The 13259-nt window shown below is 43.5% G+C and carries 14 protein-coding genes and 1 riboswitch; of the genes, 3 read left to right on the top strand and 11 right to left on the bottom strand.

What is annotated here, in order from left to right; translation table 11 throughout:
* Positions 1-175 precede the first annotated feature (175 nt).
* The 5 genes from rplT to KUG37_RS11350 all read right to left on the bottom strand — a co-directional run bounded on the left by rplT (position 176) and on the right by KUG37_RS11350 (position 2350).
* Entirely contained in the window at positions 176-535 is a 360-nt protein-coding gene (gene rplT / locus KUG37_RS11370) for a 50S ribosomal protein L20 (RefSeq protein WP_216937589.1), read from the bottom strand.
* Positions 536-546: 11 nt separating this feature from the next.
* Positions 547-741: a 50S ribosomal protein L35 gene (gene rpmI, locus KUG37_RS11365; protein WP_004278281.1), complete on the bottom strand. Its 195-nt coding sequence runs from the start codon at positions 739-741 to the stop codon at positions 547-549.
* 193 nt (positions 742-934) lie between these two features.
* Positions 935-1357: a YqaA family protein gene (locus KUG37_RS11360; RefSeq protein ID WP_216937587.1), complete on the bottom strand. Its 423-nt coding sequence runs from the start codon at positions 1355-1357 to the stop codon at positions 935-937.
* A 7-nt stretch (positions 1358-1364) separates the two neighbouring features.
* Positions 1365-1655: a hypothetical protein gene (locus KUG37_RS11355; RefSeq protein WP_216937585.1), complete on the bottom strand. Its 291-nt coding sequence runs from the start codon at positions 1653-1655 to the stop codon at positions 1365-1367.
* Between the two features lie 74 nt (positions 1656-1729).
* Positions 1730-2350, bottom strand: a complete 621-nt coding sequence (locus KUG37_RS11350) for a glutathione S-transferase family protein (protein WP_216937583.1) — start codon at positions 2348-2350, stop codon at positions 1730-1732.
* 283 nt (positions 2351-2633) lie between these two features.
* On the opposite strand from KUG37_RS11350, the gene KUG37_RS11345 reads away from it, so the two are divergent.
* Both KUG37_RS11345 and KUG37_RS11340 read left to right on the top strand, forming a co-directional pair.
* The gene (locus tag KUG37_RS11345) at positions 2634-3089 is read left to right on the top strand and encodes an Hsp20 family protein (RefSeq protein ID WP_216937581.1); all 456 of its coding nucleotides are present in this window, start codon (positions 2634-2636) and stop codon (positions 3087-3089) included.
* A 104-nt stretch (positions 3090-3193) separates the two neighbouring features.
* On the top strand, positions 3194-3745 hold the full coding sequence (locus KUG37_RS11340; protein ID WP_216937579.1) for a hypothetical protein: 552 nt from the start codon (positions 3194-3196) through the stop codon (positions 3743-3745).
* Positions 3746-3788: 43 nt separating this feature from the next.
* Here the strand turns inward: KUG37_RS11340 and infC are convergent, their stop codons facing one another.
* From infC to KUG37_RS11320, 4 genes are all read right to left on the bottom strand, one after another.
* Positions 3789-4340 (bottom strand): translation initiation factor IF-3, encoded by a 552-nt coding sequence (gene infC / locus KUG37_RS11335; protein WP_216937604.1) that lies wholly within the window; start codon positions 4338-4340, stop codon positions 3789-3791.
* Between the two features lie 5 nt (positions 4341-4345).
* Entirely contained in the window at positions 4346-6268 is a 1923-nt protein-coding gene (gene thrS, locus KUG37_RS11330; RefSeq protein ID WP_216937577.1) for a threonine--tRNA ligase, read from the bottom strand.
* 228 nt (positions 6269-6496) lie between these two features.
* Positions 6497-7666, bottom strand: a complete 1170-nt coding sequence (locus KUG37_RS11325; protein WP_216937575.1) for an alanine racemase — start codon at positions 7664-7666, stop codon at positions 6497-6499.
* A 12-nt stretch (positions 7667-7678) separates the two neighbouring features.
* The gene (locus KUG37_RS11320) at positions 7679-8962 is read right to left on the bottom strand and encodes a D-arabinono-1,4-lactone oxidase (protein ID WP_216937573.1); all 1284 of its coding nucleotides are present in this window, start codon (positions 8960-8962) and stop codon (positions 7679-7681) included.
* Between the two features lie 240 nt (positions 8963-9202).
* On the opposite strand from KUG37_RS11320, the gene KUG37_RS11315 reads away from it, so the two are divergent.
* Entirely contained in the window at positions 9203-10843 is a 1641-nt protein-coding gene (locus KUG37_RS11315; protein ID WP_216937571.1) for an acyl-CoA synthetase, read from the top strand.
* A gap of 189 nt (positions 10844-11032) precedes the next feature.
* Here KUG37_RS11315 and trpB read toward each other — a convergent pair whose 3' ends face one another.
* Positions 11033-12277, bottom strand: coding sequence for a tryptophan synthase subunit beta (gene trpB / locus KUG37_RS11310; RefSeq protein WP_216937569.1), 1245 nt, complete (start codon positions 12275-12277; stop codon positions 11033-11035).
* Positions 12258-12902, bottom strand: coding sequence for a phosphoribosylanthranilate isomerase (locus KUG37_RS11305; protein WP_216937567.1), 645 nt, complete (start codon positions 12900-12902; stop codon positions 12258-12260). Before KUG37_RS11305 ends, trpB begins: the two co-directional genes overlap by 20 nt.
* A gap of 144 nt (positions 12903-13046) precedes the next feature.
* A riboswitch (cobalamin riboswitch) is annotated at positions 13047-13258 on the top strand.
* The last annotated feature ends 1 nt before the right edge of the window (position 13259 follow it).

The following is a 13259-nucleotide window of genomic DNA, read 5'->3' as shown; positions in this document are numbered from 1 at the left end:
CTTCTTGGGTAAGGTGAGTATAGTTCATGATGCAACTTTGACTTTGGTCGGTCGGAAGCAAAATGCTAGCTCATCTTGCTTCTTTCCAATAATTTAATCTCTGTTGCACTTCATTTGAGAATCTAAGGCATAAAAAAAGACCACTAAAAGCGGTCTTTTTTCAAGTCATAAAGACTTATGCAGCCAATGCTTCTTTCGCTTTTTCAGCGATAGCAGCAAACGCAACTGCGTCATGCATAGCGATGTCAGCAAGTACGCGACGGTCGATAATCACTTGAGCTTTTTTCAAGCCAGCGATCATACGGCTGTACGACAAACCATTTTGACGAGCACCAGCATTGATACGTGCAATCCACAAAGCGCGGAATTGACGTTTCTTCTGACGACGGTCACGGTAAGCATATTGACCAGCTTTGATTACCGCCTGGAACGCTACGCGGTAAACGCGTGAACGAGCACCATAGTAACCTTTAGCGCGAGCAAGAATTTTTTTGTGACGGCGATGAGCCTGTACACCACGTTTTACACGAGCCATTTATAATCTCCTTAGATGTACGGGCACATACGACGAACTGAAGCAACGTCACTTACGTGAACCATTACACAGCCGCGCAATTGACGAATACGCTTAGCAGATTTTTTGGTCAAAATGTGGCGTTTGAACGCTTGTTTACGCTTAAAACCGTTAGCAGTCGCTTTAAAGCGTTTAGCTGCACCACGGCGAGTTTTCATCTTAGGCATAACAACCTCTTTTGAACACCTGTTCGGCTCGTTTGCACCATTACAAAACGACCTGCAGGTAAGGGAGCGAGTATTCTAAAGCATCTTTGTTTAAAACAAAAGCATCTTCACCCAATAAGCGAATTTAAAGAATGATTTTATGATTTCACTCTGAAAATGGGGCACAAGACTGGATCAAAAAATAGCTTCAGGCTTAGAACATGGCAAAGGCCGCATAGACAAACAGATAACGTCCAATTTTAGCTACGCTAACCATAAGCAAAAATCGGGCAAAATTTTCTTTTAACAGTCCCGCAATCAGGGTAACCGGATCACCAATAATAGGCACCCAGCTCAGCAGTAAAGACCAGTACCCATATTTCTGATACGTCTCTTGTGCCTTGAGCATCTTGTCTTCTGAAACCGGAAACCATTTTTTATTTTTATAATGCTCAATCTTGAGCCCCAGATACCAGTTAACACAGGACCCCAGAATATTTCCCAAACTGGCGACCGCAATTAACAATGCTGCACTGTAATTTCCTTTCATCAAAAGACCCAGTAGCACCGCTTCCGACTGTAAAGGCAACAATGTCGCTGCACCAAAGGCCGACAGAAATAGCAGCAACAGGCTCATATCGCTATTAACGGCTCAAACCCAGCTTTTTCTTGGCTTTGCTATATTCCCAACTGGACCAGATTACTGCTGCCACCATTGCAATGATCCGTCCCCATTTATACTGCTGAGTAATGGGTTCAATTGCTGCACGGAGAATCTGCTGGTCTTTGGTATTTAGAGCAGCAATGACTTGATCGATATGCACAATCTCAGCAATATAAAGCACTAAACATGCAGCAATTCCAAAGAGAATACTCCAGTAAATTCGGGTATTGCTTTCAACAATCTTGGTAAAGTTCAGAAGAAAATCGTTCATATATCCATCCAATAAAAAACCACCGTAAGGGTGGCTTTATTTATTTCAGGCTATTTTAGCATAAAGGCTGCAGCTTAACTGACCTGTATGGCTAACGCTTTCTGAACTGCAGGACGTGCATTCAAGCGATCGATATATTTAGAGACTTCAGGATAATCTTCCAGGTTGATCTGCTGCCAGTCGTATCGCAATAACCACGGAAATATCGCCATATCGGCAATCGAGTATTCGCCAGCCACATACTCCTGTCCGACCAACTGCTTGTTTAATACCCCATATAAACGTTTGGTTTCATTTACATAGCGCTCTATGGCATAAGTAATCCTCTCAGGTGCGAAACGGCTAAAGTGATGATTTTGCCCAAGCATCGGGCCCAAGCCCCCCATTTGCCACATTAGCCATTGTTCAACCTGGACACGTTTTACTTCATCGACTGGATAAAACAGACCTGTTTTACGACCTAGATATTGCAAGATCGCACCTGACTCAAAAATTGAAATAGAGTGGCCGCTTGGCCCATCCTGATCAACAATTGCCGGGATTTTATTATTGGGAGAAATGGCCAGAAAATCGGACTGGAACTGGTCATTTTCTAGAATATTGATGGGAATAATTTTATATTCCAGCCCCATTTCTTCCAAAGCAATACTGATTTTATGGCCGTTGGGGGTGCCCCAATAATATAAATCGATCATTTTATTTTAATACTCCCTGCACTTGTAATGTGCGATGATGTATTCAACATAGAGGATTTAGAAAAAAACAACAAGTCTGTATTTTAAAATTATTTTTTAATAAATATCATAAACTTATTAAAATCTTATATTTTTTTAAATTTTATATCTTGAAAACTCAAGCCACAAACACATATTTATTCCTGAATAAAGATTACGTCAACCTTATGCACTGTCGATGTCTCACATGACAGATCTTATTTTCTTGTTTTTATAACTTTGCTTAATTGAGAAGGTTCTAATCATGAGTAACTTAAATCTTCATCCATTGTTTCGTCGTAGTATTGGTTTCAATCGCCTGAATGACTTTATTGACCCCGCTATGCAAAGCGATGCACCGAATTATCCACCGTATAACATCGAAAAGCATGGCGAGAATAATTACCGCATCGTGGTGGCACCTTCGGGTTTTCGTCAGGAAGAACTCGACATTCGTCTGGAAAATAAGTTGCTGACTATCTTAGGTAAGCCTGAAAACCAGAGCAATGACAATATCGAATTCCTGTACAAAGGTATTACACAACGTGCATTTAAATTGTCTTTACGTCTGGATGAATATATTGAGGTACAACAGGCAAACTATGAAAATGGTTTACTAATCATTGACTTGCAGCGCATTATTCCAAAAGAAAAATTACCACGCCAAATTCCGATTAGCAATAAGTTACTGATTAAAAATGAGGAAAAATCAGTGGAATAAGCTTGATTTAACTCAAAAAGAAAGGCCTGAATGGGCCTTTCTTTTTGACTAGAGATTATCTAAGCTCATTCAGGCAATACGCTTTCTGATCATAAAAATAAATCATGCATGCGCCAGAAAATATCCTGTTCCATCAGAGTAGTCCGATCATGCGCGCTATTGGATATTTACTACTCTGTTATCCGGTTGGGATATTCAGCATTTTTTATTTAAGCAGTCTGCGTAACAATTCCAGCTTTCTTCAAGGACTGTTATTTTTATGGCAGGAGTCGCCTGGATTTTATGTTTATATTGGCGGCTTTCTTGGTCTTTCGCTGCTCATGCTGGGAACCAAACTCAAAATAACCTCCCAGGCAATTTACTATACTTTGGCCGGTGTACGGATCAGCCTATGCTTGAAACGGCAGTCGGTACAGTATAGCTTTCTGAATCCGCGCTATGATTCTCTCAAAGCACAACTCAAACGCTGGCTCTATAACATACCGGCTCATGTGATGAGTCACCGCGATAGTACTTTAGATTTTAAATTGTGCCAGCCTGGTCTGATGAATCAAATTTGCCTCAGGTTTTTCCGGATTCAGCTGTCCATGTTTTCTCGTCAACAAGCTCAGCAGATTATGCATGCCATGCAGACTGCCTGGAATTTTAAGGCATAAAAAAAGCCCTGCAGATGCAGGGCTTTTTTCGCTTAATGAGTGCTTACTTTTTCTTTTTAGGACCAAGCAGCATACCCATTTGACGACCTTCCATTTTCGGCATCTGTTCAACAGTACCGAATTCAGCCACGTCAGCTTCAATTTTTTGCAATTGAGCTAGACCCAACTGTTGGTGCGCCATTTCACGGCCACGGAAACGAAGCGTGATTTTCACCTTGTCACCTTCTTCAAGGAACTTGATGATTGCACGTAATTTTACGTTGTAATCACCAACATCAGTACCCGGGCGTAGCTTGATTTCTTTCACCTGGACTTGATGTTGTTTTTTCTTCGCTTCTTTCTGCTTTTGCTTAAGATCAAACAAATGCTTGTTGAAATCCATGATCTTACATACTGGTGGCTCAGCGTTTGCTACGATCTCGACAAGATCAAGCTCAACACTTTCTGCTGCGCGTAGGGCTTCAGCTAAGCTTACAATCCCTTTTTGCTCACCATTTTCGTCTACAAGACGGACTTCTTTTGCACGAATTTCATCATTCAAGGCAGGACGGTTTGATTTGTTACCGCCCTGTTGATTACGGTCAGGCTGTTTAATCGCTGTTACTCCACAATGTACCGGCCGCGTTCGGCAACGGCTGCTTTTACTAGGTCAACGAAAGCATCGATTGACATAGTACCCAAATTTGTTCCTGAGCGGGTACGCACGTTTACTGTACCTTCCTCTACTTCACGGTCCCCAAGTACCAGTAAGTAAGGAATACGCTCTAATGTACGTTCACGAATCTTAAAGCCGATTTTCTCATTTCTCAAGTCAGAAATTGCACGAATACCGTTTTCTTTAAGTTTTGCGACGACTGACTCACATGCTTCAGCTTGAGAGTCGGTAATATTCATTACACATGCTTGCACCGGTGCCAACCAAGGTGGCATGAAGCCTGCATAGTGCTCAATCAGTATACCAATAAAACGCTCAAAACTGCCAAGAATTGCACGATGTAACATTACTGGCTGATCGCGATCGTTATCTTCGGTCACATAAGAAGCATCTAAACGCTCTGGCAAGTTAAAGTCACACTGAATGGTACCACACTGCCAGACACGACCTAAGCAGTCTTTCAATGAGAATTCAATTTTCGGACCGTAGAATGCACCTTCGCCTGGTTGCAGCTCCCATTCAAGACCCGCAGCATCTAAAGCATCTGCCAACGATTTTTCTGCCATATCCCAAAGCTTGTCATCACCAACACGTTTTTCAGGACGTGTTGACAATTTCATTTGTACTTCTTCGAAGCCAAAATCTTTGTATACATCCAGTGTCAATTTGATAAAGTCTGCAACTTCAGAACCAATCTGTTCCTTGGTACAGAAGATATGTGCATCATCTTGAGTAAAGCCGCGTACACGCATAATGCCGTGTAAAGAACCTGATGGTTCGTTACGGTGACATGAACCGAACTCTGCCAGACGTACAGGAAGATCACGGTATGACTTCAAGCCCTGATTGAACACTTGCACGTGACAAGGACAGTTCATTGGTTTTACCGCATAGTTACGGTTTTCAGAATGCGTCGTGAACATGTTGTCTGCATAGTTGGCAGCATGTCCTGATTTTTCCCAAAGCGAGAAATCAACCACTTGCGGGGTACGGATTTCTTCGTAGCCATTGTCTTGCTGAACTTTACGCATGTATTGTTCAAGCACTTGATAAATGGTCCAGCCGTTCGGATGCCAGAACACCATACCCGGTGCTTCTTCTTGCATATGGAACAAATCAAGCGCTTTACCAATTTTACGGTGATCGCGTTTTTCTGCTTCTTCAATACGCTTTATATAAGCCGCAAGCTGTTTCTTGTCCGCCCATGCTGTACCGTAGATCCGTTGTAGCTGTTCATTCTTCGCATCACCGCGCCAGTAAGCACCAGAGATTTTAGTCAGCTTGAACGATTTTAAGAATTTAGTATTTGGAACGTGCGGACCACGGCACATATCCAGGTAGTCTTGATGGTAGTACAAGCCCATTTGAGTTTCTTCAGGCATGTCTTCGATCAAGCGTAATTTGTATTCTTCGCCACGTTTAGTGAATTCTGCAATCACTTCGTCACGTGGTGTCATTTTTTTGATGACATCATAGTCTTGATCGATGAGCTTTTTCATACGCTCTTCAATCGCTGCCATGTCATCTAAGGTAAACGGACGTGGCATCCAGATGTCATAGTAGAAACCTTCTTCAATGACCGGACCAATCACCATTTTTGCTTCTGGGAACAGTTGCTTAACAGCATGACCCACAAGGTGTGCACAGGAGTGACGAATGATATGAATACCATCTTCGTCTTTTGGCGTGATAATTTGCAGTGTTGCATCTTCGGTAATTAAGTCAGAGGCATCAACAAGTTGACCGTTAACACGACCCGCAACTGTGTTTTTTGCAAGACCGGGGCCAATGCTTTGAGCAACTTCCATCACAGATATGGCGTGATCGAACTGTTTTTGATCGCCATTTGGCAAAGTAATAATTGGCATAAGAAAATCCTTAAGGAGTGATGCCCCGTACCATGGAGCATATCACCGCGAGATTATGATCGAGGGAGAACCTCAAAAGATAAAAACGGTGGATAAATAAAAATCGATTCGAATTTTACACGGCTTGGCCGCATGATTAAACCTTTTCCCCAATAAAAATAAGATTTACAACCAAAACCCTATCTGATTTTAAAAAACTTAAGCTCATTTTTTTAATTTAGAATTTTATTATTCCCGAAAAGTATCCCACTCAATAAATTTTCTCTCGCTATAGACGTAGAGCCGGGCAAATTGCGGAATTACGGCTTCACTTTGTGTCGGTCTTAAAAACACATAATCATCTACATGAATTTCGCACTGTGCAGGCACCTGCAACATTTCCTGATTACTACTGCGGCCATACAACATATGCGGCCGACTTTTTTCAGGATAGATATAATCTGCCTGCCAATATCCCCCGTATATAAATACCGCTTTATATCGATGTGGTAGATGATTCAGCATTTCCAGACCTGGAATCTGGCTATACGGCAATACTTTTAAAATGGGTGCAGCAATCCATACAGCACAGCTTAAAGCGGACAAATTATCCAGATCAAAATCACTCGGCTTGAGCAGCATGGAACCAAAAGCCAGATCATTACAGACACTTTGCTGGCAATGCTGCATAAAAGTCGGACTGCCGCCGCCATTAAAACATAAGTCGGCATGCCATAAATCGGGGAATTGCTGCTGAATAATATTTTTATATTGCTGATAATTTTGCTGCGATTCCTGATAACTTTTTTCGGGACTTTTCAGAATTTTCGGCAGTTTTGCTACATGCGCATCATAGCCCATCAGCCCCGAAAGTCTGAGAGCATCGGGATGTTGCTGAATGAGTTTGAGCAAGTTTACAAGCTGCTCCTGACTGCTGATGCCTCCGCGGTGTAGTCCTACATCAATTTCAATATTTACGTTCAGGCAGATGTTCAGGTTTTGAGCGAGTTGCAGATATTGCTGCAGGCGTTCTATATCATCAATCAGCCATTGAATATTGCTTTGATCATTCAGTGCCTTTTGATCAGGGAAATTTTGATAAAAGCGCTGTACAGCATGAATCGGCATCGGTTTACCCAGCAAGATATCTACCTGTTCAAATGTGCTGATAATTTCTAAAAGATGGGGTAAATGAAATACCATAAATCTCCGGGTGGTCAGCTTTTCACTGGCCAGTTGAAGCAACGGTATACTGGCCAAGGATTTCACCACCAGACGTGGCTTTAACTGCGCAGGCAATTTTGACTGTATCGCCTCCAGATTCTTTTGATATTGATCCAGGCTCAGAATCAATTGTGGTGTGCCAGTCCCCTGCTGCTGCAAGTCTAGAGTCAGCTGCTGAAAATAATTCGATTGCATTACTCGCTCCTGCTATTCAGCCAAAAATAATTGTTTTAAATACGGATTTAGCCATTTTTGCTGCGGATCCAGTTGCTGACGCACTCTCATAAAATCCTCCCATTTCGGATAGAGATCACGTAGCGAGTTAGCAGTCATGGAATGCAATTTCCCCCAATGCGGCCTGCCCTGATATTTCTGTAAAATCGGCTCGACCAGATCAAAGATGAGCTGATAATCCTGTTTATAAAACTGGTGAATCGAAATTGAAACCGAATCGCGTTCATGAAATGGACTTAACCAGATATCGTCCCCTTTGACATAACGGAACTCGATCGGAAAGAACATCGGTACTTGATGTTTGCGTAAAACATGCAGAACCTCGTCCAGACATTGCAAGCCTGAATCGACCGGAATCTGATATTCCATTTCATTAAATCTGGTATTGCGTGGAGTCGGGAAAAGACGGTTTGACCAATCCACATAGCAGGTCGGTTTGACAAACACGCCGAGCATTTTTTGCAGATAGAGATTGGTCTTCGGAAAGAGTCGCGTCAGTTCAGAACACAAAGTCAATAAAGCATCTTCGGATGGCCAGCTCTCTCGTCTTGGCTGAACTGCATCATCAGTTTCATTCAGGATTTTCAGCATGACTGTCTCAGTGTGCAAAAAAGCCCAAAACTCAATATGGCGGTGCTGATACTTCCATTGATCGATATTTGCAAATATTTCTTTTAATGAACATAACCGAATCTGTTCTTTTAATTTATAGCGTGGCCGATTTTGCAGGGTCATTTTGGTCAATATACCCAAGCTGCCCAATGCCACACGTCCGGCCTGAAATATCTCGGTATTCTGCTGACGATCACACTGCAACAGTTCTCCATCTGCAGTCAGTAATTCAAAGCCTTCCACAAAAGCAGATAAACAAGGTAAATCGATTCCGGTGCCATGCGTTCCCGTAGAAATCGCCCCAGCCAGACTTTGCTGATCAATATCCCCCTGATTGATTAAAGCCTGATTGATCGGAGCCAGATATTTCCCCAAGTCATACAAACGCGTACCGGCCTGCACGGTGCATTGCGTTTTAGCTTCATCAGAGGAAATGACACCTTTGAACTGATCGAGATTAAGCAGCACATCATTGGTTTTGGCCAGTGCACTAAATGAATGCCCTGCACCTAGCACAAGAATCTGGGCATGTGACTTCACCAAATCCTGTAATTCATGCATATAGCGAGGTTGAAAAAATTCAGGATGTGCCTGCTGGCTTCCCGACCAGTTCTGCCATCCTTTATCCACCTGTTGTATTTTCATTCTTCTTCATTCGTCCTTGGCTCATATTATTTTAATTGCTCAACTAGAGTAAAATACCTAAAAAATCAAACATGGGAACCCATGGGTTCAAGACATTTAAACAGGGTTAAATATTTTTATTAATATTCAAATACTTAAAATTATAAAAAACGTACTCGACTAAAGCATAAATGCAAGATTTATAAGAAATACATATCTTTTCAGCAGGATATGAAAATAAATATATAACGGAGTTTTACCATGGTTAGCGCATATGATGAATTACCGCGTACCCCCGCGAATTTTGTAGCCTTATCACCTTTACGCTATCTTGATCGTGCAGCTTATATTTATCCAAATCAAAATGCGATTATCTACGGAAAGCGTCGCATCACATGGCGTGAGAAATATAACCGTTGCCGTCAGTTTGCCAACCAGCTCCAAAAATTAGGCATCGGTAAAAATGATACCGTGTCTGTCCTGTTGCCTAACGTCCCTGCCATGATTGAAGCACATTTTGCTGTACCGATGGCGGGTGCAGTCCTCAATACTTTAAATACCCGTCTGGACGCCAAAACCCTTGCCTTTATGCTGGAACATGCTGAAAGCAAAGTATTACTGGTCGATCCCGAATTTACTGCACTTGCGACAGAAGCCCTCGCCCTGGTGTCACAAGACATTTATGTGATTGATGTGGCGGATGAAGAATTTGAAGGTGAAGACAAGCGTATTGGTCAAATCGAATATGAAGACTGGATTGCCCAAGGCGATGCAAACTTTGAATGGCATTTACCCCAAGATGAATGGGATGCGATCAGCTTGAGTTATACCTCCGGCACTACCGGAAATCCGAAAGGCGTGGTCTATCATCACCGCGGTGCCTACATTAATGCAGCCAGCAATATCATTGCTTGCGGCATGACACCACGCGCTACCTATTTATGGACACTGCCTCTGTTCCACTGTAATGGCTGGTGCTTTGCCTGGACCATAGCGGCCAACGGCGGAACCAACGTCTGCTTGCGTAAAGTCGATGCTGAACTGATCTTTAAACTGATCACTGAACATAAAGTCGATTACTTCTGTGGTGCACCGATTGTCCTGTCGATGCTGATCAACATACCTGAAGAGAAAAAGACCAAGCTTGAGCACCGTGTCGAGGTCATGGTTGCTGGTGCTGCACCTCCTGCAGCCATCATTGAAGGCATGCGAAATATCGGTATTAACGTGACGCATGTTTACGGCTTGACAGAAACCTATGGTCCTTCTGCACTCTGCGCATCTCAAGCGGGTTGGAGTGATTTATCCATTCAGGAACAGGCCCAGTTGCACTCCCGTCAAGGCGTACCATATCCATTACAAGATGGCATGAAAGTGCTTGATCCCGATACCATGCAGGAAGTTCCACACGATGGCCAGACCATGGGCGAAATCATGTTCCGTGGCAATATCGTGATGAAAGGCTATCTAAAAAATCCGGAAGCAACAGCCGAGGCCTTTGCCGGTGGCTGGTTCCATACTGGAGATCTGGCTGTATGTCAGCCAGATGGCTATGCCAAAATTACTGACCGTTCCAAAGACGTGATCATTTCCGGTGGCGAAAATATTTCCTCGCTAGAGGTGGAAGAAGTGCTGTATCAGCATCCGGCTGTACTGACTGCAGCAGTAGTCGCCAAGCCTGATTCACGCTGGCAGGAAGTTCCTTGCGCCTTTATTGAACTCAAAGAAGGAACCCAGGCCACCGAAGAAGAGATTATTGAATTTTGCCGCGAGCATCTGGCCCGCTTTAAAGTGCCTAAAGATGTCGTGATTACCGAGATTCCAAAAACTTCGACCGGTAAATTACAAAAATTTGTTTTACGCGAATGGGCCAAAGAACGCGCGCTAGGGGAGTTTTCTTAAAAGATTACACTCCTCCTGAATAGATCTATAAATTATTGGGTTCATTCGGGAGAGCACGGTTTTATTCCTTCAAAGCTTATCCAATAAAAAAATCGTGCTAAGTTTTCTTAGCACGATTTTTTTATTCACCCTTTTGTGAGATTTAACCTCACCCCACCCTCTCCTGCAAGGAGAGGGCTAAAAGGCATATTACATCTCTACCATTTCCACGCCATCAATGCGCGCCACAGTCATCAAGTCCTTATCACCACGACCTGAAACCGTTGCAATAATAATCTGGTCCTTGCCCATAGTAGGAGCAAGTTTAGACACATAAGCCATGGCATGTGCGCTTTCTAGCGCCGGAATAATGCCTTCAATCTTGGTTAAATCACGGAAACCCTGTAGTGCTTCAGTATCTGTAATTGGCACATAGTTCACACGTTCCATATCTTTCAGGAAGCTATGCTCTGGCCCCACACCCGGATAATCCAGGCCGGCAGAAATTGAATGGGTTTCAATAATCTGACCTTCTTTATCAGACATCAGGTAAGTTCGGTTGCCGTGTAATACACCGACATGGCCGGCATTCAATGGCGCTGAGTGTTTACCCGTTTCAATACCCAAACCTGCGGCTTCCACACCGTACATTTTTACATCTTGATCATTCAGGAACGGATAGAACAAGCCCATTGCGTTTGAGCCACCACCGACACAAGCAACTAAGGCATCAGGAAGGCGGCCTGCCTGTTCCTGAATCTGGCGGCGCGCTTCACGGCCAATAATCGACTGGAAATCACGAACCAGTTGCGGATACGGATGCGGACCTGCCACGGTACCAATCACATAATAGGTCGAATCAACGTTAGTAACCCAGTCACGCATGGCTTCATTCATGGCATCTTTTAAGGTTTTAGAACCGCTTTGTACAGGCACAACCGTTGCACCAAGCAGACGCATACGATATACGTTCATGGCTTGACGTTTTACATCATCTGCGCCCATAAACACCACACACTCAAGACCTAAACGTGCTGCAATCGTTGCCGTGGCTACACCGTGCTGACCGGCACCCGTTTCGGCAATAATGCGTTTTTTGCCTGACAATTTTGCAAGCAATGCCTGACCAATGGTGTTATTGATCTTATGCGAACCGGTATGATTTAAGTCTTCACGTTTTAAATAAATTTGCGCGCCACCCAACTCTCTTGACCATCGCTCAGCATGATATAAAGGACTCGGACGACCGACATAAAATGCCATGTCACGGTCAAATTCTGCCAAAAATTGCGCATCATCTTTCATACGGAAATAGAGCTCTTCCAAGTCTTCTAAAGCCGCCATGAGTGTTTCTGACACAAAACGTCCGCCATGAATACCGAAATGCCCGCGTTCATCCGGGAATTGGGTATAGTCAACTGCCTGACTGTTCTGGCTAGTACTTTGCTGATCCACGATGGACTCCTTGCATAAAGCGTTCTATGAGTTGTTGGTCTTTAATACCTTTTGCGGACTCGACACCGCCACTCACATCGACGGCATACGCCTGTGTGGTGAGAATTGCCTGTTCGATATTGTCAGGATTTAAGCCCCCTGCCAAGATCAAGGGAATATTGAGTTTGGGAAATGTGTCCCAATCGAAGCTGTGCCCTGTGCCACCTTTTAGGTCAGGATGCCATGCGTCTAACAGTACTGCGCTTGCGCCCGCATCTTGATAACTTTGAATTTCTGCAACCACGTCTAAATCGGGTTTAACCTGAATCGCCTTATACCAGCGGCGTCCGAGCTGCTGGGCGATTGCCTGACATTGTTCAGGTGTTTCATCGCCATGAAATTGCAAAATATCCAGCGGTACTTTATTTAAAATCGCCTGGATTTCATCTGCGCTACTATTCACAAATAAACCCACCGCCTGCACATACGCCGGAATAGCCCGGATCAGGATTTCAGCCTGCTCCAAAGTCACATGCCGTGGACTCGGGGGATAAAATACAAATCCTATCGCGTCACAGCCGGCATTGACTACGGCATGTACATCTTCGACTCGGGTGATTCCACAAATTTTGGCACGGGTTCGCATATTATGTTGGCTCTAGATCTACCAATGTATTGATCAATCTATAAGATTGGGGCAAATCATTGTAATGCAATTTTTCTGACTTGCGTAAAGTTCATCCGGATTATTATCGATGCAGATTGTGTATAAGTCATACTGACTTTATACTGCGCTCACTTTGCAGCAAGTCCAAGCCTTCAGGCTTTAGGGAAGCTGGTGTAAATCCAGCACTGCCCCCGCAACGGTAAAAAATGAAACGTCTATCAAATTAAACTTTTGGGTTTACACCACTGCATCTTGATGTGGGAAGGTGGATATACAGCAAGGCGGCTGCTTTGCACATTTAAGTCCGGAAACCTGCTTGTTGTGTTCTTTAACTCA

The organism is Acinetobacter sp. BY419 (assembly GCF_019038395.1).
Taxonomy (GTDB): domain Bacteria; phylum Pseudomonadota; class Gammaproteobacteria; order Pseudomonadales; family Moraxellaceae; genus Acinetobacter.
Note: the sequence above shows the minus strand (reverse complement) of the source record. Positions and strands in the feature narration are given on the sequence as shown.